The organism is Melghiribacillus thermohalophilus (assembly GCF_004342905.1).
GTDB lineage: Bacteria > Bacillota > Bacilli > Bacillales > Alkalibacillaceae > Melghiribacillus > Melghiribacillus thermohalophilus.
In genome coordinates this window covers 1-19,897 of record NZ_SMAN01000002.1, presented here as the reverse complement: position 1 = coordinate 19,897, position 19,897 = coordinate 1, and the positions used below count along the sequence as shown (strand labels likewise).

Below are 19,897 nucleotides of genomic sequence, written 5' to 3'. Positions count from 1 at the left end.
TAATGAATATCATGTCGGGGTTTTCATTACTGGCGGGTTTTATGATGAGCTTTTCTGTTGTGTTTTTCTTCGAGCATCCCTGTATAGATACGGTGATGGACGTGGTTGACGATTTGACCCCCAACATGATCCATCAACCTACAGATGAAGGATCGTTCTGAAATATGGTTCCTGATACCGATAATGACAAATCGCAAATTTTGAAATCTATCAGATTGACATGCTCTCTATTCGTTCTCGTATTACCTATCGTCCTGAGCAAGGGAGAGGCCCTGTCCCCCTGCACTGACATCAAAGAAGTAGTTTCCATCTCCTCTGTAGGAGTATACTTCAATTTGATAGGTTCCGGTTTGAGTTGGTGTAAAAGAAATAGTTTCTTGACGCTGAGTTCCCTCTGATTGGGCGACTTGATTACCGTTTGGATCATAGACATAGATATCAAAATCCGGATCGGTATAGAACCAGCTGCTTGTCCAATCTGGCATGATCATCGTAATGGCAACTGGATAACTTGTATCATCGACGCTCAGGTTGAATACATCGCTATAGCCGCTTCCAGGAAGGCTTTCACTTCCGTAAAAATGATCGGGGCGCTCAATATTTGTACCAGAATCACCTCCAGCACTTGCTACTGCTGCATATCCGTCCAAAAATCCATGACCGTAATCAATATCCTTGCCAGAAGGTCCCCAGTCAAGAGCCGTTCCAAACAGATGATCTTCTACCTGGGACGGATTTAAAGACGAATTATTATCAAGCATTAAAGCAATGGCACCTGCAGTAAACGGGGTTGCCATACTTGTTCCGCTGTATTCTACATATCCATTCGTTGAGTTAGCCTCAGGAGCCATGATGTTATAGCCAGCCGCGACTATATCTGGTTTAATACGGTTATCAGCTGTATATCCGCGGCTTGAAAAATTAGCCAGGAAATAGCCCCCTTCACCGAGGTCCGCTCCCGCTCCTACCGTAATCGCCTTTTCAGCTGCTCCAGGGGAGCCAACGGTGTACGTGTCTGGTCCTGAATTGCCGGCTGCAACAACTGCAACAAGCCCCTGATCTACCGCATAATTAATTGCCTGTGAAGTGGAGTCCGTACCGTCAGAGCTTGCCGATGTCCCTAAGCTCAAATTCAAAACCTCGATACCATAAGTATCTTTATTTTGAACAGCCCATTCGATCCCTGCTGTCACATCACTCATGCTTCCGCTTCCATTCCGGTCAAGCACTTTAATACCAACGAGTGCTGCTCCAGGAGCCACTCCTTCGTAACGGCTATTGCCGTCACCTTCTCCTGCAATAATTCCTGAAACGTGTGTGCCGTGACCGTTATCATCATATGGTGTTGATTGGCCTCGAACATAGTCTTTCCAGCCGATTACTTTCCCGTTGTTTAAATCCACATGGGAAGCATCAATTCCCGTATCAATAACAGCTACGACCACATCATCTTTTGAGTAGGAATTCGGGTTCCCGTCCAGATCCCCTTCTACATCAAAATCTGCTCTTGCCTGAGAAGTGCCAAACCAGTCATCGGAAGTATCCATGGTCGCCTGAACTTCACTGTCGTATTCCACTACTTTTACAAATGGAATGTTTTCCAGCTGCTGAATTTGTTTTTTTGTCAATGTGGCAGCCACTCCATCAATGATTTCATATTTGTATTTCACATCGAATTTTCCAATTCGTTTTTGCAGGGCATTGGCTGCATTACTATTTACCTTTGATGTGTCAAACTGAATAATGACAGGAAGCTTTTCGTCATTTTTTGCCTGATCTAGTTTCTGTTCGAGGTTGTCAAAAAACTTATTCCCATTTTTGTTCTGGATCTCTGGAATTTGTTTCTGTAATGTTCCGGCTGGTTCCGGTTTCGACTGATTTTGATGTTTCACCCCCTCTGCATACCCCAGAACCGGGGCTGCGATCATTGCCGCTGTCATACACCAGGTAACAACAGCTTTTCCAACTTTCATGCAAAAACCTCCTTAAAATTTGAAATTATTTGAATTTTCAATTCCCATTATAAGGCTCTTGGAGAGTGTTGTGTATTGAATAAAAAAACAGGGAAAAACCTATCTCATCAGGCTTTTCCCAAAAATTTTGAATCTCGCATACATCATCAGGACTTACGTCATAAAAGGTAAATAGAAGTAGAATCATGTCATGAGGTCTACCCTATTACAGAAGTTTCAATTTTTCTTTTCTCTGCCCAGACCATTGCGTTTATGGTATAATATGGAACACAACGATTGAAAGGAGGATTTCATGGCCCTGGGATCATGGATTAAATATTTCCGGAGTCAAAAAGGATTAACTCAGGAAGAGCTGGCTGAAGGGATCTGTTCTGTATCATACATCAGCAAGCTGGAGAACAACAGAGTGATGGTCCATGATGAAATTCTAACCCTTCTGTGTGAGCGCCTGGACATTGATCGGGGGCAGTTAATGACAGACCAGGATTTCAATAACCTAAAAAAACAATATGAAGAATGGCTCCATTATATTCTTAAAAAAGACCCCAAAGCATCCTCCCAATACTTTAACAAATTACATTTTATCCACCCTGCGCTTCATGAAGAAACCAGTGCCATTGATCTTATTTGCCGCTTTGGTCATACCCTGCTGCTCAACCAACTTTCCGAAGCCAAACACTATGTATATGAGATCCTAAACATCAGTGAGTCTGTTCCAGAAAACATTCAGTATTATGCGTATACGTTTCTGGGAATCTATTATTTAAATACAGGACAACTTTATCTTGCAAAAATCTGTTTTGAAGAAATCATGGTTTCTTTTGAAGATATAGATGGGGAAGTCTTGCTGTACCACGCTGTTACATTAAGTAAATTGCATGATTTCAACAAGTCCAACCATCTGACCAGTCAAGCGCTGAACGCATTTCAGAAGCAGCTCAATTATGAAAGAATTATTGACTGCCACATGCTCTTCTCTATCAATTTAAATTTTTTAAACGAATTTGATGCGGCAAGAGAACATCTTGAAAAAATTTTATCCATTCATCAGAATAAACAGAGCGATCAGGTGCTTGGACAGATTAACCACAATCTCGGTTTGATTTTTTTCCGGCAAAAAAAGTACAAGAAGGCTTTGTACTATCTCGAAAAAGCTATGCTGTACAAAAAAGATCTTCACAGTCAGCTTTCTACAAGATATCTTCTTGCCAAAACATACAACAAAATGGGAAAATACCAGAGAGCGCTTGATCTCGCCTCAAATTCTCTAAATCTCTCCAGATACTGCAATCATAGACGATATGAGTACAAGTTTAAAGTGTTCTGTGAGTGGATCAGGGGGAACTATGAGGAATTGGCCTATACTCTGGAAAATGAAATCATTCCTTTTTTTAAAACCTCCGGAAAAAGGGATGAGTACGCAAGGTCATTAGCTCTTCTGGGGGAAGTTCTATATTCCATCCACCAATATAGAAAAGCTGCTCATTATTTCTATCTATCGCATCAGGTTCACCCTGACTGGATCAATGACCGTGAAAGGGGGGCGCAGATCAGTGATTTATCCGGGGCATAAATTCAGTGCGATGAATAGCCTCCTTGGAAGCAATGACGCCGATTATCCGCTTTTTCATGATGGAGAGAACATCAATCCACTCGTTCCTACGCCAACTGGGATACATGTAAATGAACATGCAGGATCAGCTCAGCATCTGTTAATCTTTGACGACAATGACGTCGATTATCCGCTCATGTTTTAAAGAATGATAAACGATTAGACAGCCTGTCATTCCCCTGACCGGGAGACAGGCTGTTCTGCTTCAGGAGCCAGCTGCTTTTTTCCGTTTTCGTGTCGTCTTTTTCTTTGTTTCCTTTCCGTCCCCTTTTGCTCTTTCCAGAGATTTCTGAAGGGCTTCCATCAGATCGGTCACATTGTCCGGCACCGGTTTTTCTTTTGCTGTTGCCACCTTCTTTCCTTTTTTCCTGTCTTCGATCAGTTCCAGTAATGCACTTCGGTATTCATCGGTATACTTTTCCGGATCAAATTCAGTGGTGAGCTGATCGATAAGCATTTTGGCGGTATCCAGTTCTTTTTTCACTACTTTTTCTTCTGCGGGTACATTAGGGACATCTAATACGTTCCTCACTTCATCGGGATAATGAATCGTTTCCATCAGCAACGTATTTTCATATACCCGAATGACAGCGAGCTGTTCTTTCGAGCGAATCATAATTTTAGCCACACCGATCTTTCCTGTATCCTGCAGGGCTTTCCGCAGCAGGGCATAGGCTTTGCTACCGCCATCGTTCGGGGAGATATAGTAACTCCTTTCAAAATATATGGGATCGATTTCCTCGAGCTTTACGAAATCAACAATCTCGACGGCCTTGTCCTCCTGTTCTTTTTTGAGCTCTTCAAGATCTTCTTCATCCAAAATGACAAACTTGTTTTTCGCGTATTCGTAGGCTTTGACAATCTCCTCCTGCTCCACTTCCCGTTCACAGACCGGACATACTTTTTTATATTGAATGGGGGTCTGACATTCTTTATGGAGCTGCCGGAGCTTGATATCTTTATTTTCTGTTGCAGCATGGAGTTTTACGGGGATATTGACAAGCCCGAAGCTGATGCTTCCTTTCCACATCGTATGCATGTTATCACTCCTTTTTGAGTAGTCTTTGCATTTGTCTGATGGAATATGAAGAAGAGATGCATTTCATCAATTCGCATGTTTATGGACAGGAGGATGACACACACTATATACAAAAGCTTAAACTGCACCGCTAAAGTCCCAAAGGCTGCTGGAGACCACTCAACGGAGGCTATCTGAACCATAAAGAGCCGGAGCAGCTCAGCGGAATGGGCGGTCAAGCTGGATAACATGAAAGACCTTGAAAAGGAGTTTCATCATGTGGAAACCGATGCTTCCAAAGCTTTCAGAATCTGTCCCTTCATCAGGAGGCTGGGCCTTTGAAGTGAAATATGACGGTTTTCGGGCCCTTCTGAAATGGACAGAGTCAACCATTGAGCTGATCTCACGTAATGGTAAAGATTTAAGCCCTCATTTTCCCGAAATCCTTGATTTTTGCAGATTATGGCAGGAACCGGTCAAATCCTATTTGCCGCTGGAGTTAGATGGAGAGATCGTCATATTAAACACTCCCCTGCAGGCCAACTTTTCTCTTCTCCAACAGCGGGGAAGGATGAAGAACAAAATTAAAATTTTAGAAATGGCACAGAGAAGGTCTGCTTCTTTTTTAGCTTTTGATGCACTCATGTTAAATGGAGAAAATAGACGGACAGCTTCCTATGAATCACGTAAGAAAGCGCTTCATATATTTTTTCAGGATATGAAATGGGACGGTCCCATTCACAGTGGAAAGAGGATTGGTTTCGTACCTTCTTCTGACGATTTTACCGAGCTGTGGAATGAGGTCTTTGCCCATTTTGGGGAAGGGATAGTGGCTAAACAGAAAAAAAGAACGTACGAAGAAGGAAAGCGGGTAGATCACTGGCTAAAAATGAAAAACTGGCGGAATGTAAAAGGAATTGTTACAGGTTATAACACAAAAAATCAATACTACCAGCTATCCGTCTATCATGGTGATGAGCTAAAAGCATTAGGTTCAGTCAAGCATGGATTTTCTGATGAAGAATTTCACACCCTGCGCTCCATTTTCCTGAACCAGGGTAACAAATCAGGTGAAACGCTGCTCGTTCCCCCGGCCATTTGTGCCCAGATCCATTGTCTAAATGCCGTTCAGGGAGAACTGCGTGAGCCTATGTTTGATCAGTTTCGTCTTGATCTGGAAACCGATTCATGCACCGTTGAGCAGGTCAAACAGGATTTGCTGATGTTCCCCGAAGAAGTAGAGATCACACATCCGAATAAAGTATTATGGCCGAGGTTGAATATTACGAAAATCGATTACTTAATGTACCTGAGGCAAATTTGCCCCTATATTCTCCCTTTTTTCCGCCAGAAACCGCTGACATTGATCCGCTACCCCCACGGAATCCATGATACATCCTTTTACCAGAAACATCGGGCTGATTACACACCTGATTTCATAGACAGTTTTAGTGAGAATGGGGAGAAGCTGATTCTGTGTCAAAATGTTTCTGCTTTAATCTGGCTGGGGAATCAGGGAACCATTGAGTTTCACATCCCCTTTAACCGAAAAGGGGATCCCTATCCCGACGAGATCGTCTTTGATCTGGACCCTCCATCACGAGACGAGTTTCCTTTAGCTGTTCATGCTGCCCGCATGCTGAAAAACATGTGTGACCATATTGGTCTGCATTCATTCGTCAAAACATCGGGAAATAAAGGCCTGCAGATTCACATCCCCCTCCCGCTGCAAAGCCTCAGCTACCAGGAAGCTCGCCAGCTCACCAAAAGCATGGCCGAAGTAATGGTCCAGAAGCATCCGGATCTATTTACGATTGAACGAATAAAGAAAAAAAGGGGAAATCGGTTATATATCGATTATGTGCAACACTGGAAAGGGAAGACGATTATTGCCCCTTTTTCAGCCCGGGCAACCGATGAGGCAACGGTTGCTGCCCCACTTTTCTGGGAAGAAGTCAACGAGGAACTTGATCCGACAACATTTACAATTATGACCGTTCCCAGCAAACTAAAAAAGGATGGACTGCCATGGTACGACTTTGAAGAAAAACGGGCTCAGCAGCCCATCGACCGAATCCGAGTGTTATTGAATAACCAGGCTTCAGGGGGGAAAGAATCGTAAAAGTTTTTTCAGAGCAGCGCAGATCCGTTCATTTTCAACAAAAAAGATAAGCTGGTGACATAGGAATTGGAATGACGGGATTTCGCCTGTTACGCCAGTGATCTGATCGCTCTTAGTTCAAAGCGCTTATTTTGTTTACCCTTGCTGACAAACTTTATAAATTGCGCATGCCCAATTTCTCTGGTTTCTTTTACATGGGTGCCGCCGCAGGCCTGCGTGTCCACTTCACCGATTCGGACGAGCCGAACTTGTTTGACATGGGGAGGGAGAAGATTGATGGCGGTTTTAATATATTCCGATTGGTGCTCTGCCTCTTCTCTTGACACCTCTTCAAAGGTCACAGGGTGATTCTGCTGTATGATATCATTGACTTCTGCAAAAACATCTGCGATTTCCTCATCATCGATTTCAGGTAGATTGTTAAAATCTATTCGGGCCCGATCCGGGTAAATTTTATTACCCGTACACAATCCTTCATAACGATGATAAATCACGGCACCTATCACATGAAGCAACGTATGATGCCGCATCAGCCCATACCGGCGGTCCCAGTTAATCCGTCCCTTAATGGGCCCGGGATTCAATTCCTCAGCATTTTTCACGTAATGAACGACGTTCCCTTTTTCCTGCTTTACTTTATACACTTCACATTCACGACCATGTTGAATAAGCACACCGGTATCATGCTCCTGCCCCCCTCCGGTCGGGTAAAACAGGGTTTGGTCCAAATAAACTTTTTCCCCGTCTATTTTTTCGATGGTCCCGTTAAACGCCTGAGCATAACAATCCGTTAAATAAATCCGTTTTGTCAATGGACTCAGCCTCCTGTTTGTTATAAAAATTGATTCCATCCCAGCCATATGATACCAGGGCGACTTCTTTTACATGAAATCGACCCATATTGCGCAATACTTGATGCATCAATCATTCTATTCGATTTTCTCCCACAAAACCCTTTTTTTCAACAATGATTCCCATCTGATATCCAAAAGTTACCACCTAAATGATTTAAAATTTTTGTTACGATGAAAACGCATTTGCCCGACACCTGAAACCAAACACAGGAGGTTAACAGCATGAAAAAACTTATTCGTAAAGCAGTTACATTGACTGCAGGTATTGCAGCTACTCTAGTTTTCGGATCAGGTGTGAACGCTCAGACGATTACGGTTCAACCCGGGGACACATTGTGGAAACTGTCCCAAAAGTATCGTGTGTCCATCGAAGAGATCAAAACTGCTAATGGTTTAAATTCAAATATCCTTTATTCCGGACAAAGGCTTAACATCCCGATTCAAGGCGCCATTCATACGGTTCAAAGTGGAGAAACACTATGGACCATCAGCCAACAATACAACACAACAGCCGCACAAATAAAAAAAGCTAATAATCTGACCTCAACTATCATTTATGCTGGCCAAAAGCTGACCATTCCTTCAAAGTCTGTAACATATACTGTACAATCAGGCGATACACTCTGGACAATCAGCAAAAAATATGGTGTTTCCATTTCCGCCATCCAGTCTCAAAACAGGCTGTCGTCCCATTATATTTATCCCGGCCAGGAACTCACCATTCCTTCAGGAGCAAATACTCAGGCTGTTCAGGCAAGTACTGTAGGCCTCTCTGACAAAATGATTGCAACAGCCAGACAGTATATGGGTACTCCATATGTATGGGGAGGAACCAGCCCTTCCGGATATGACTGCAGCGGATTTCTCCATTATGTTTTCCTCCAGAACGGAGTCACGATTCCACGTACAGTTGAAACGATCTACCAGAAGGGAAAGCCTGTTTCGTCTCCGTCACGGGGAGATCTCGTTTTCTTTGAAACTTACAAAGAAGGACCTTCCCACGCCGGGATTTATTTAGGGAACGGCCAATTTATCCACGCGAGCAGTTCAAAAGGGGTAACCATCAGTTCAATGGACAACCCTTACTGGAGTCCCCGCTACCTGGGAGCAAAATCTTACTACTGATCCTTCCATTTTCACCAAAGGCTGCTCGGAAGCGCGAAAAAGCTGAAAAAAGAAAGGAAATATCCGAACGATATATTTCGTTCGGATTTTTTTACGCAGACAACATGATTCGTTCTCTGCAGGATAGCCGTTGACTTCCTAAGGTAAATCTCATCAGAAATTTTCGACTGGTGTTGTTCCCGGGAATCTGGCATGTTGACTCCTTAAATTTTTTAGCTAAATAGATCTCTTTTTCTCTGCAAAATCCTCTGTGTCCCGCCACATATGTTTATTCGTTAACGATGGCGAAGGATATTCTTCATGGTGAGCCATTCAGAACGATCTTCAGGTTTCGTATTTTAGATTAGTCCCTTATCAGGGAACTGATTAGGGTTGGTCCCTGGGGCATCACACCCCCAGCTCGGGCCGTCAGCGGATAACTTTGGGCTATTATGCACTCTCCTTGGGCCGTCAGCGGATAACTTTGGGCCATTACGCTCCCAGCCTGGGCCGTCAGCGCTATCCCTTGGGCCATTACTTCTAGCGCTTGGGCCATCAGCGAATAACTTTGGGCCATTACTTCTACCGCTTGGGCCATCAGCGAATAACCTTGGGCCATTACTTCTAGCGCTTGGGCCATTAGCGAATAACCTTGGGCCATTACTCCTCCCCCTTGGGCCGTCAGCGAATAACTTTGGGCCATTACGCTCCCAGCTCGGGCCGTCAGCGAATAACTTTGGGCCATTACGCTCCCAGCTCGGGCCGTCAGCGAATAACTTTGGGCCATTATGCACTCTCCTTGGGCCGTCAGCAAAGGACTTTGGGCCATTACGCTCCCAGCCTGGGCCGTCAGCGCCTCCGCCTGGTCCCCCCTGGGCCATTGCTCCTCCCACCCGGGTGATCTCAAGAATAAAAAACTACTCTCATTGAACTCCTATGGGATCAAAACTTTCTGCCTGTCACCAAAAATTCTAAATCATCCTTTTTAATTTTCTGAATATGTTGTATAATCTGAAATTAAAATTCGATTAGTTTGTAGAGGTGATCATTTTGAAAGCATTAGAAAAAATCAGTAATTTTGTTGGGAGCACATTTGCTATCTGGGTATTATTATTTGCTATTATTGCTTTCTTCTTTCCGTCTGGATTTACCTGGATCGCGCCATACATAGCTCCCCTTCTAGGAATCGTTATGTTTGGTATGGGCTTAACGTTATCCCCCGGGGACTTTAAGGAGGTCTTTAAACGGCCAAAGGAAGTGGCCCTTGGGGTAGGTGCACAATTTGTCATTATGCCCCTTGTCGCCTTTGCACTGGTCACCATCTTTCCGGTGCCACCCGAAGTTGCAGTAGGGATTATTCTTGTTGGAAGCTGCCCGGGTGGAACGGCCTCCAACGTGATGACATATCTGGCAAAAGGGGATACTGCACTGTCTGTCGCGATCACCGCCGTTTCAACTCTGCTCGCTCCGGTTGTCACTCCTGCCCTTATGCTGTTATTTGCGAGTCAGTGGTTGCCGGTATCGGCTGGAGACCTGTTTATGTCTATCGTTAAAATCGTCCTGGTCCCAATCATTTTAGGTCTTGTGGTGAAATATTTCTTTGGACAAAAAATCGAGGCTGGTGTGAAAGCCCTTCCTCTCGTTTCCGTTGTGGCCATTGTAGCCATTGTGGCAGCAGTGGTTGGGGTGAATCAGGAAAATATTGCGGAAACGGGTGTACTGATTTTTACACTGGTCATGCTCCATAATTTGTTTGGCTTCCTCTTTGGCTATTTGGCTGGAAAGTTGTTTAACGTGGGTGCAGCACAAAAAAGAGCCATTTCCATTGAAGTCGGGATGCAAAACTCGGGACTTGGAGCTTCCCTCGCAGCACTGCATTTTAATCCGGTTGCAGCTGTTCCAAGTGCCATTTTCAGCGTATGGCACAACCTGTCCGGTCCATTAATGGCTACCATCTTCCGGAGACAACAGGAGAAAGAACTGGCAAACCAAGAAAAAACATTTCGTGCATAAATCGAAAAAAACCTGCATGTGAAACCATGCAGGTTTTCGTTTTATAAGCATCGTTTTTCGCATCAACACATATACATGCATGATTTTTGATCAAACGTTTGATCAATGTCTGAAGATATAGCTCCCAGTACAAACATAGAGGTATGTTAGTTCCTTATAAATAATAGGAACTTGCGCTGGATCGGTCAACCAGAATAGAATGGGACACAGGCTAACATATTTACTCCTCGCTTTTAAAAAACGCATGGGAACGAAACGGTTCCCATGCGTTTAGCCAGGTTTCCTATTCCATAGCCAGTGCCCAATTTCCGTTTCTCATAATGGGTTCTGTTTTTCCGTCCTTTGTCACGCCGTCAATATCCAGATCAGCGGAACCCATCATGAAGTCTTCGTGGTTGATGCTGACATTCATACCCCTTTCCTTTAATTCCTCTTCGGACAGCTTTGAACCGCCCACGATGGTCGTCGGATAAGCCTCACCAAGTGCCAGGTGACAGGATGCGTTCTCATCATAAAGGGTATTATAGAAAATGAGCCCGGACTGGGAAATGGGGGAATTGTGCGGCACGAGCGCCACTTCCCCGAGCCGTCTGGATCCTTCATCGGTATCCAGAAGATGCTTTAATGTTTCATAACCGACTTCAGCAGAAAAATCAACGACTTTTCCGTCTTTGAAGGTTAAAGAAAATTGATCAATAAGATTTCCGTTGTAGTTCAGCGGTTTAGTATTAACAACGGTACCATTTACCCCATCCTTATGAGGAGCGGTAAACACTTCTTCCGTCGGCATATTCGGATTAAATTCTGCACCTGTTTCTGCCACAGCAGATCCTCCGCTCCAGATATGATTTTCTGGGAGCTCGATTTCCAGATCAGTGCCTGGTGCTTTATAAATCAGTTTTTTATATTGTTTTTCATTTAAAATTTCTCTGGCTTTGCGCAGACGCTCATTATGCTTTTTCCATGCTACAATTGGATCTTCCTGATCCACACGGGTAATGCGGAATATCTGTTCCCACAGTTTTTCGACTGCTTCTTTCTCAGACAAATCTGGAAAAACTTTTTTCGCCCATTTTTCTGTCGGGATGGATACAAGAGACCATTGTACCCGGTCATTCATCATATACGCGCGATAGTCTTTGAGTGCCTCGCCCGCTGCCTTATTGGCTGTCGCCATCCGTTTCGGATCCACTCCCTTCAACAGATCCGGATTGGGTGCATAAACCGATAAAACTGCCCCTCCCTTTTTCACATGATCCGTGAGCATTTTCACTTTCCATTCCGGGTAGTTTTCCAGGACGTGCATCGGTTCCCGCTCAAACTTCATACGGGTGAGCACTTCATCATTCCATTCCACCCTCACATCTTCCGCACCTGCATCATATGCTTCTTCCACTAGCAGATGAGCAAATTCAGCTCCTTCTATCGGGCAGTTAATAATCAGGGGCTGGCCTTTTTGAATATTAACGCCGGTATGTATGGCCAGTCTGGCATATTTTTTTAATGGTTCCTGTAGTGATTTCATATTCTTTTCCTCCTTTTCAGACTATTACTATTATTCCACAAAATGGTCCGGAACCCAAAATAATTTTTTAAATTCCAGCTGTTTTTTGTTCAACACTAAAAATCAGTGTCCAGGCTTCCCTATCTTCTGATAATCAGGGAAAATCATCCGTGCCAGCGCATGGGAAGTGGTGATCACCATCAGTCAGGCAAAACCAATGGCAATCGGCACACCAGCGATTAAGGGAGCAAACTTTTCGGTATAATTATAATGACCAAACCAGAAACCATACCGGGCCCCGGCGTATGCCACAGCAAGGGATGTTGGCGTAATGACCAGGCTGATGACCATCCCCTTTTTCCAGCCAGATCAATGAACAAAAAACATGTCTCCCAAAAGTCCGGTCAGAATCAGAAACACGCCATTGGTTCATTCCAGCCAGGAAGATAGCCAGTTCATCCCAACAAGAATAAGTCCACAAACATACCAGAAAATAAATAAACGATACAATAGATCCGAACGGGACATGTCCCCACCTCCAATATTAGGCAAATCTTATACAATGTTCTTGACTATTCAAAAATATATTAACGTCAAAAAGTGATTTTATGAAAGCAGGTGAAGTCATGGGAGATCAGATTGAACGGAGAAAAGCCCAGCATATTGATATTGTGATGACACAGGATGTGGCCGCAGCAGGAATTACCACGGGATTTGAAAACTATCGATTTATTCATGAAGCTCTGCCGGAAGTGAATTTTCAGGACATTTCCCTTTCCACCGAATTTCTTGGTAAAGAAGTGAAGGCCCCTTTTCTCATCAGTTCCATGACCGGGGGAACCGAGAAAGCTACTTCCATCAACCGCCATCTGGCCGAAGCTGCCGAGGAAAAAGGATGGGCCATGGGACTCGGCTCTACACGGGCAGCGCTAGAACATGAAGCCTATGCCCATACTTTTCAGGTGCGCAAATATGCCCCTTCCATCCCACTGTTTGCCAATCTCGGAGCTGTCCAGCTGAATGACGGCTATGATGAAACCCATTGCCGGAAAATCGTAGAGATCACAGAAGCGGATGCGCTGGTGCTTCACCTCAACAGCCTTCAGGAAGTATTTCAGGATGAAGGGGATACCGACTTTCAAGGGCTATTGAAAAAAATGGAACAAATAGCGAGACGGCTGGAAGTTCCTCTAGGAGTCAAGGAGGTGGGCTGGGGCATTCACGGCAAATTGGCCAAACGGTTATTTGATATCGGAATTTCTTTTGTAGATGTAGCCGGTGCCGGCGGAACATCATGGAGCCAGGTGGAAAAAAAACGGACAAAAACACCAATCAGAAAACTGGCGGCTGACGCCTTTAAAGACTGGGGGATTCCTACTGCGGAAGCCGTTACCGATGTCCGAAAGCGCAATCCCGGGAAAACGGTCATTGCCAGCGGTGGATTGCAAAACGGCGTGGAAGCAGCCAAAGCCATTGCCCTTGGAGCCGATCTGGTAGGGTTTGGACGGTCCATTTTAAACGAAGCCATCGAGTCTGCCGAAGCCCTGATACAGGTTTTTGATCGGATTGAATTTGAACTGAAAACCGCCATGTTTGGAATCGGAGCGGAAAATCTCCTTGACTTAAAACAAACCGAAAACCTGAAACACATTCGTTTATCATCCGGATAAGTGCCCGGAATTTCATGTTAAGTGCCTGGATTTCAGGCAAATGCTCAAAATTCCCATGACATCTGTTCGCCTTTCAGGATAAACGCTCGCAATCGCATGATATGCTGTCGAGATTTCCGAATAAGTACCCAGATTTTCGTGACATACTCTCCAGACTTCATGATCTTTCCTCTGGAAAGTGACTTTCACCTATGAGATAGGGATCTAAATTCAATCCCTTTTTCCTTGAACACCAGGTCAATGTTTCTGACATAGGTGAGAGCGAAATGCTCATCAACGTGTAGAGAAGGCGTGTCTGCCTGAATGACGATTTTACGATGATTAACGGCGGTGACCTTCTGTTCTATGGCTAGCGCATGATGGAATTCCGATTGGCTCAACACGAATGCAGTCATCCATCGCCCACAACTCGGAAAGCATCTGAAATGTCTTTGCGGATTTTTGGATAGCCTCCTGTGGGTTGCCGGTCCGCATCTTGAATCAGTGACAGCATCCCGTTTTTTTCCAAAACTATGAAAAATCCTCCCATTTTTCAAATGCTCCCATAGGAATGAAAACAAATGGGCTGGAGAAAAGACGGGAATGATCGTTGTCCGAGAACAGCGAAAGAAGCGCCCTGCTGATAATCTGTCACCTTCCTGGTGTTCAATTTATTATTAAAAAAGACATAAATCACGCCTGGCTTTATATCTCCCTATCATTCACCTGTGATTTCGGCACTTGATGTTAAAATGACACCCATTCTTCCATTGCTGAAATCTCCTTCTCTATCTCATGCTGTTTTTGCTCAACAACAGAAAAATCCACCGCTTCCTTATAAATTGCCTCCATTTTTTTATGATGGGTGTTTGCGGCTTTTAGCCAGCGGGTCCCTTCCTGCATCTGGCTTTTGTACCGGGCAGCCACATCTTTTAAAGATTCTTCATATTTTTCATCCGTTCCCGCCGTGATCAGTTCTTCATACATGTCAATAATTTTATCTCCGCCCCGGGTTGGGAAATGTTCATGGGGGCTGGTGCTGTCAAAAATGGCAATATCCAGTTCCCGGAAAATGACCATGTCCAGGCTGTTTGGGTCAAAGCCACAGTGATAGATTTCAGCATCCACTCCCCTTTTTTGTGCTTCCGCAGCCAGTTTTTTCAGCATAGTGGACTTGCCGGACCCGGGCCGCCCTTTTATTAAGTAACGAGAAGTGATCTCTTCCGTTAAGTTAGGAATAAAATCTTTTGGGCCCTCAGGGGTGGCCGCTCCGAGAAAACGGTGGCGAACCTCTGGCTTTTTGTTCAACTGAATAGAGCCAAAAAAATGTTGTATCAGTTGTTTTGTCAGATGATTCGCTTTTTCCCTGTCCAGTGCATCAATGTAATATTCCTCCCACTCGTCGTGAATTTCAAGAGCCCGGGCAAATATCGAATATGCCTTGTCATAACTGTTTCTGATCTGTTTATTGAGATGTTGAATTTCTGCTTTATGGAACCTTAATTTCCGGGAATCCCATGATTCTCCCAGATTGATGTATTCTTCCACTGCACCCGGACATTCAGGTTCCAGTACATGGGGAGCAGTCCCATCTACTACCCCGACGCCAATTTGAGGGATGATGACCCCATCAATGGACCCCCAGTCCGACGCACAATGTATATATTCCACCTCATACCTATTTTCCCACTTCTTGCCGATCGCTTTCATCATGGTTGACTTTCCGGTCCCCGGTCCACCTTTGAGAATAAAAATCCGCTCCAGCCCTTCCAGATTGGAAGGAAAGAAGTGATGAAAACCTTTAGCCGTATTTCCGCCAGCATAATAATTGCGAATGAACTTTGTCAACAAACCACCTCTTTCAAAACATGTGGTATGAACAGTATATGCAGCAAGCGAAAATAGGTGTACGCCCATTTTTTAAGAAATACTGATTTCCAGGCACACAGTTATTGACAACGTTAAGCTTTTCTTTCAAACAATCATAAGAACACTTACCATTTCTCATCAAGTCTGTCTGCGTAATAGGAAAGTGCTCTCCTATATTTTTGAATCCATGGGTCTGATGAAGAATAAACAATTACTTCTAATAACATAGAGACTGCTTCTTTTTCATCGTCTGTATGGTACCGAACCATGGCTAAAAGAGTTTTCAAGGCTAAATTGTCCGGAAAATTCATCAACCCCTCCTCCAGGATGTCAGCAGCCTTCTGATATTCACCTATGCAGCGATAACTGCTTCCTAATTGAAAATAAGTTTGCTGACGCAGCTCTCCCTTTATTCCGTGGTTCAATGCCTTATGGTAATAAGGAATAGCTTCTCTTTCCATTCCAAGTGCATCCTGAGTCGTTGCATAATAGAAGTTCACTTCCGGATGATTGGGGTGAGCCTCTATTAATTTTCTCAAGAATTTTTGTGCTTCTTCATATTTTCTTTCATTGATCAGTTGAGTGGCCTCATTTAACATAAAATCACATCCCTGTGCTAAAAAATGGATTTGTCTCATCATGTTTCTCCCGTTGAAGACGAATAAGTTATTATTTCTACGATCTATGTCTGGTTAAAGTTCCTTTTTGGGATGTCAGCAAGGGCGGTCACTTGTCGATTTCCACAAGTGACAGGTATTCCGAATTTTTTATACAATGGATGGGAGGTGGGATGTTTATGTATCAGGATATTGAGGTGGATGAGTTATTTTCCGGAAAAGAGAAAGAAACTGTCACCATGATTGACGTCCGTTCCCCTTCTGAATTTCAGGAAGGCCGGATACCGGGAAGCATCAATATTCCCGTATTTGACGATCAGGAACGGGCGGAAGTGGGCACTATCTATAAACAGGACAGCCCCGAAGCTGCCAGAGAACGGGGGGTTGAGATTTTTTCAGAAAAACTGCCGGCCTTTTTAAAAGCATTTCAGGCCATTGACGGTCAAAAGGTGGTTTACTGCTGGCGGGGCGGCATGCGCAGTAAAGCAGCGGCTACGGTCGTTGATCTAATGGGTATGACGATTCACAGGCTCAAAGGTGGTTATCGGGCTTACCGGAAATGGGTTGTTCATACCCTGGACGAGCTTAACCTAACGCCTGCATTTTTTGTGCTGAACGGCAACACCGGGACCGGGAAAACCGCAATCCTACACCGGCTAAAGGAGGAGGGTTATCCCGTAATTGATTTAGAAGGCATGGCGAATCATCGGGGATCCATCTTTGGGCATATTGGCCAGGAGCCTCACAATCAAAAAACATTCGATTCGCTTCTGGTCCATGACCTGCTAACATACCAGGACTCACCTTTTATCGTCATAGAAGGAGAAAGCAAACGAATCGGCAAAGTCGTCCTTCCGTCCTTTTTAATTGAGAAAAAAGAACAGGGCATGCAGCTGTTTATTGAACTTCCTGTTGAGGAACGGGTTAAAAATATTTTAGATGACTATCAGCCCTGGAATCGTGAAGAAGCCTACCTGCAGGCCTATGAACGGATCAAGCGCCGCATTCATACTCCAGTAGCTAAAGATATTGAAGCGAACTTAAAAGCCGGAAAATTTGAACAGGCCATTGAACAGCTTTTAGCGTATTATTACGACCCCCGATATCAGCATGCTGCCGCTCAGTATGAGGAAGGGCAAAAAATCGTTATCAAAGCTCGAGACGTGGATGATGCCGTACATCAGGTCAAACAGGTGCTGCCAGCCTACCATCCAAATTTACGAGGTAAACGTCTCTAACTCAGTAGAAAACGCCAAAATATATGGTGCACCCTGACATCAGTTGAAACCCAATGAAAAACACCAGGATCCGCTGACAGAATAGCCATTCCTTCTGCCAGCGCTGAACCTCGTGTTTTATTTTACTTTTGCATAGATGCATGTATCCCGAAGACCGTTGCCATCCTCTGCAAGGGCGTCATTTTTCAAAATCCCTTCCAGCGTGAATCCCAGCCGTTCGGGAATACGGCGGCTTTTTGTATTTCGGGAATCCACCCGAATTTCCACACGGCGAGCCTTCAATTCCCGAAAAGCAAAATCGGTAATCCCCTGTACAGCCTCGCTCATATAACCCTTTCCACTGTGGCGGGTATCAATCCAGTAGCCAATTTCGAACTTTGGCACATCCCAGTTCATCCGATGAAGGCCAGACGAACCGATGAATTCCCCTGTTTCTTTATGAAAAATATGAAGGCGCAGGTCTTCGCGTTTGAGGAATTGAGCATGGGCCTCACGGATGTTGGCCTCCAATTCCTCTACTGACTGTTCCTTTTGGGCAAAAGGCATCCATGGCTTCAGTTCCTCCCTTGACGCCAGGATCGCTTCATGAACCACTTTTCCATCACCAGGGTTTGGCATTCGTATGTGCAGTCTCTCGGTGTAAAATTCCTCTGGAAAATCCAGCAGAATTGGATTCATCGCTCTCTCCCCTTTTTGTTTTTAAGGAGATATTATACAGGGTTTTCATGATTTTGCAATGGTTTTTTTAATTTTACTTGAATATAGAAAAAAAGGGTGAGGCAAAGAATCAATGGATCCTAACCTTAAACCACTCACGGATATCCAATAAACCTTCAAAGAAGTTTACCAGAAGCCCTGTACCCTTTAATCATACGAGTAGTAGCACCCTGAATGTACCCATGCTATAATGAAAAAAATGACAGAGAGGAGCAGGAAAAATGGATAAAAAGCGGAAGGCAGATGAAGTCAAAGAAGAAGGGCTGACCTATGAAGATTATGCCAACCTTCCTGACGACGGTCAGCGCTATGAACTGGTAAACGGCACATTAGAGATGCTGGCCCCAGCCCCTTCATCCGAGCACCAGGTGATCAGCAATAATCTGAGCGCTGTTATCAACCAATCCTGCCGCCACGGTTACTTCATTTTAGTCGCGCCCATTGATCTGATTCTGTCTAATCATGAAGTCCGTCAGCCGGATCTTGTCATGATTCACATGGAACGGCGGCATATCATTACACGCCGGGGGATTGAAGGAGCACCGGATTTAGTGGTAGAAATCCTTTCGCCATCGACAGCCATGAATGATAAGAAAAGCAAATGGGAGACCTATGCCCATTTTGGTGTAAAAGAATACTGGATTGTGGACCCTGTGCATCGGACAATTGAACAGCATGTCTTACATGGGGAAAAGTCAAAATACGACCTTTACGAAGTTTACGGGAAAGAGGAAGATACGATCACTTCTCCATATATTTCATGCCTGTCCATCCCCGTTAAAGAAGTGTTTCTTCATCTTGACTTGCTTGAACTGGATTAGCCACTGATGTTTATCTCTTCTAATAAATGCTGTTCTATGATGTCTATGTTTCTTTTATTTTCGACGTAATTCATCATATGTTCTCTAATATCTGGATATAAAATGATGTTTTTTAGTTCCGATCGTTTGACCCATTTTACATCCGTTTGATTTGGATCCGGATGTTCCGGCATTTTTGGTCTGCACCCTTCTTTGATCGTACATTCAAACATAAGATGCAAAGCGTGTGTTTTTCCAAATTTATAATCGTTTAAATGTGGTACATACTCGTAAACAAAAGCCAGCGGGCCCACTTCAACCGCAATAGATGCTTCTTCCATCACCTCTCTTTGAACTGCGTCAATAACGGTCTCACCAGGATTGACTCCTCCTCCGGGCAAATTATAATGCAATCCATTTTCGTCTTTAAATTCAATTAACAGCATGGATTGATTTTCTATAATCAAAGCACCAGCTCTTACCCTAATATGATGATGCATATTTGTTCCTCCCCGTAAACACTTTAAAATTCATGAAGCTTTCGATCTCCGTTAACTAATTCCCATTTTTTTGCATATTTCATTTAACTTCCCCCATTCCCACATAAAGCACGTTCATGTCATTCTCCATTCGCTTTACTATCGTTTTTTAAAAAATCCTTTTTCAAGAGTTTTTAGAGAAATGAATTGTAAACCATATATGACAGCATAAGGGTTCTCCGCAACAAAATGTGCTTGATTCTTCCTCTATCGTATGATTGCTTTCAAATGCTAGGCTGGTTGCTGACATTCCATGCGAATACGCATA

The 19,897-nt window shown here is 44.1% G+C and carries 17 protein-coding genes and 1 pseudogene; 9 read left to right on the top strand and 9 right to left on the bottom strand.

Annotation, left to right across the window (positions count from 1 at the left end):
- Positions 1-242: 242 nt before the first annotated feature.
- Positions 243-1,973, bottom strand: a complete 1,731-nt coding sequence (locus EDD68_RS02635; RefSeq protein WP_132370689.1) for a S8 family serine peptidase — start codon at positions 1,971-1,973, stop codon at positions 243-245.
- Positions 1,974-2,265: 292 nt separating this feature from the next.
- On the opposite strand from EDD68_RS02635, the gene EDD68_RS02630 reads away from it, so the two are divergent.
- Positions 2,266-3,546 carry a tetratricopeptide repeat protein gene (locus EDD68_RS02630; RefSeq protein ID WP_132370688.1) on the top strand — a complete coding sequence of 427 codons (1,281 nt, stop codon included), beginning with the start codon at positions 2,266-2,268 and terminating at the stop codon, positions 3,544-3,546.
- On the top strand, positions 3,527-3,730 hold the full coding sequence (locus EDD68_RS02625; protein ID WP_132370687.1) for a NifB/NifX family molybdenum-iron cluster-binding protein: 204 nt from the start codon (positions 3,527-3,529) through the stop codon (positions 3,728-3,730). Before EDD68_RS02630 ends, EDD68_RS02625 begins: the two co-directional genes overlap by 20 nt.
- A gap of 60 nt (positions 3,731-3,790) precedes the next feature.
- Here EDD68_RS02625 and ku read toward each other — a convergent pair whose 3' ends face one another.
- Positions 3,791-4,624, bottom strand: a complete 834-nt coding sequence (ku, locus tag EDD68_RS02620) for a non-homologous end joining protein Ku (protein ID WP_132370686.1) — start codon at positions 4,622-4,624, stop codon at positions 3,791-3,793.
- Between the two features lie 256 nt (positions 4,625-4,880).
- Here ku and ligD point away from each other — a divergent pair, with 256 nt between their 5' ends.
- A complete protein-coding gene (ligD, locus tag EDD68_RS02615) occupies positions 4,881-6,725 on the top strand; it encodes a DNA ligase D (RefSeq protein ID WP_132370685.1) in 1,845 nt (614 codons plus the stop codon).
- Between the two features lie 89 nt (positions 6,726-6,814).
- Here ligD and EDD68_RS02610 read toward each other — a convergent pair whose 3' ends face one another.
- The gene (locus EDD68_RS02610; RefSeq protein WP_243646733.1) at positions 6,815-7,537 is read right to left on the bottom strand and encodes an alanyl-tRNA editing protein; all 723 of its coding nucleotides are present in this window, start codon (positions 7,535-7,537) and stop codon (positions 6,815-6,817) included.
- Positions 7,538-7,801: 264 nt separating this feature from the next.
- Between EDD68_RS02610 and EDD68_RS02605 the strand changes: the two genes are divergently transcribed.
- The 3 genes from EDD68_RS02605 (at position 7,802) to EDD68_RS02595 (ending at position 10,696) form a co-directional block, all read left to right on the top strand.
- A complete protein-coding gene (locus EDD68_RS02605; protein ID WP_132370683.1) occupies positions 7,802-8,704 on the top strand; it encodes a C40 family peptidase in 903 nt (300 codons plus the stop codon).
- Between the two features lie 372 nt (positions 8,705-9,076).
- Positions 9,077-9,613: a hypothetical protein gene (locus tag EDD68_RS02600; RefSeq protein ID WP_132370682.1), complete on the top strand. Its 537-nt coding sequence runs from the start codon at positions 9,077-9,079 to the stop codon at positions 9,611-9,613.
- Positions 9,614-9,733: 120 nt separating this feature from the next.
- Positions 9,734-10,696, top strand: a complete 963-nt coding sequence (locus EDD68_RS02595) for a bile acid:sodium symporter family protein (RefSeq protein ID WP_132370681.1) — start codon at positions 9,734-9,736, stop codon at positions 10,694-10,696.
- Positions 10,697-10,979: 283 nt separating this feature from the next.
- Here the strand turns inward: EDD68_RS02595 and EDD68_RS02590 are convergent, their stop codons facing one another.
- A complete protein-coding gene (locus EDD68_RS02590; protein WP_132370680.1) occupies positions 10,980-12,221 on the bottom strand; it encodes an aminopeptidase in 1,242 nt (413 codons plus the stop codon).
- Between the two features lie 183 nt (positions 12,222-12,404).
- Positions 12,405-12,554: pseudogene (locus EDD68_RS02585) on the bottom strand (carotenoid biosynthesis protein); the annotation flags it as partial.
- A 272-nt stretch (positions 12,555-12,826) separates the two neighbouring features.
- On the opposite strand from EDD68_RS02585, the gene fni reads away from it, so the two are divergent.
- On the top strand, positions 12,827-13,870 hold the full coding sequence (gene fni, locus EDD68_RS02580) for a type 2 isopentenyl-diphosphate Delta-isomerase (RefSeq protein WP_132370873.1): 1,044 nt from the start codon (positions 12,827-12,829) through the stop codon (positions 13,868-13,870).
- A 726-nt stretch (positions 13,871-14,596) separates the two neighbouring features.
- On the opposite strand, the gene EDD68_RS02575 is transcribed toward fni, so the two are convergent.
- Both EDD68_RS02575 and EDD68_RS02570 read right to left on the bottom strand, forming a co-directional pair.
- Positions 14,597-15,697 (bottom strand): PRK06851 family protein, encoded by a 1,101-nt coding sequence (locus EDD68_RS02575; protein WP_132370678.1) that lies wholly within the window; start codon positions 15,695-15,697, stop codon positions 14,597-14,599.
- A gap of 146 nt (positions 15,698-15,843) precedes the next feature.
- Complete coding sequence (locus tag EDD68_RS02570; protein WP_243646732.1) at positions 15,844-16,356, bottom strand: tetratricopeptide repeat protein; 513 nt, start codon at positions 16,354-16,356, stop codon at positions 15,844-15,846.
- A gap of 158 nt (positions 16,357-16,514) precedes the next feature.
- On the opposite strand from EDD68_RS02570, the gene mnmH reads away from it, so the two are divergent.
- A complete protein-coding gene (gene mnmH / locus EDD68_RS02565; protein WP_132370677.1) occupies positions 16,515-17,573 on the top strand; it encodes a tRNA 2-selenouridine(34) synthase MnmH in 1,059 nt (352 codons plus the stop codon).
- Positions 17,574-17,690: 117 nt separating this feature from the next.
- Here mnmH and EDD68_RS02560 read toward each other — a convergent pair whose 3' ends face one another.
- The gene (locus EDD68_RS02560; RefSeq protein ID WP_132370676.1) at positions 17,691-18,251 is read right to left on the bottom strand and encodes a GNAT family N-acetyltransferase; all 561 of its coding nucleotides are present in this window, start codon (positions 18,249-18,251) and stop codon (positions 17,691-17,693) included.
- 260 nt (positions 18,252-18,511) lie between these two features.
- Between EDD68_RS02560 and EDD68_RS02555 the strand changes: the two genes are divergently transcribed.
- Positions 18,512-19,111, top strand: a complete 600-nt coding sequence (locus EDD68_RS02555) for a Uma2 family endonuclease (RefSeq protein ID WP_132370675.1) — start codon at positions 18,512-18,514, stop codon at positions 19,109-19,111.
- On the opposite strand, the gene EDD68_RS02550 is transcribed toward EDD68_RS02555, so the two are convergent.
- Positions 19,108-19,590, bottom strand: a complete 483-nt coding sequence (locus EDD68_RS02550; RefSeq protein WP_132370674.1) for an NUDIX domain-containing protein — start codon at positions 19,588-19,590, stop codon at positions 19,108-19,110. The genes EDD68_RS02555 and EDD68_RS02550 overlap by 4 nt on opposite strands.
- Positions 19,591-19,897: the final 307 nt, after the last annotated feature.

Excerpts from the sequence above, each read along its gene's own strand:
- EDD68_RS02635 (WP_132370689.1), bottom strand. The coding sequence starts at position 1,973 with ATGAAAGTTGGAAAAGCTGTTGTTACCTGGTGTATGACAGCGGCAATG.
- EDD68_RS02630 (WP_132370688.1), top strand. The coding sequence starts at position 2,266 with ATGGCCCTGGGATCATGGATTAAATATTTCCGGAGTCAAAAAGGATTA.
- ku (WP_132370686.1), bottom strand. The coding sequence starts at position 4,624 with ATGCATACGATGTGGAAAGGAAGCATCAGCTTCGGGCTTGTCAATATC.
- ligD (WP_132370685.1), top strand. The coding sequence starts at position 4,881 with ATGTGGAAACCGATGCTTCCAAAGCTTTCAGAATCTGTCCCTTCATCA.
- EDD68_RS02605 (WP_132370683.1), top strand. The coding sequence starts at position 7,802 with ATGAAAAAACTTATTCGTAAAGCAGTTACATTGACTGCAGGTATTGCA.
- EDD68_RS02590 (WP_132370680.1), bottom strand. The coding sequence starts at position 12,221 with ATGAAATCACTACAGGAACCATTAAAAAAATATGCCAGACTGGCCATA.
- fni (WP_132370873.1), top strand. The coding sequence starts at position 12,827 with ATGGGAGATCAGATTGAACGGAGAAAAGCCCAGCATATTGATATTGTG.
- EDD68_RS02570 (WP_243646732.1), bottom strand. The coding sequence starts at position 16,356 with ATGAGACAAATCCATTTTTTAGCACAGGGATGTGATTTTATGTTAAAT.
- mnmH (WP_132370677.1), top strand. The coding sequence starts at position 16,515 with ATGTATCAGGATATTGAGGTGGATGAGTTATTTTCCGGAAAAGAGAAA.
- EDD68_RS02560 (WP_132370676.1), bottom strand. The coding sequence starts at position 18,251 with ATGAATCCAATTCTGCTGGATTTTCCAGAGGAATTTTACACCGAGAGA.
- EDD68_RS02555 (WP_132370675.1), top strand. The coding sequence starts at position 18,512 with ATGGATAAAAAGCGGAAGGCAGATGAAGTCAAAGAAGAAGGGCTGACC.
- EDD68_RS02550 (WP_132370674.1), bottom strand. The coding sequence starts at position 19,590 with ATGCATCATCATATTAGGGTAAGAGCTGGTGCTTTGATTATAGAAAAT.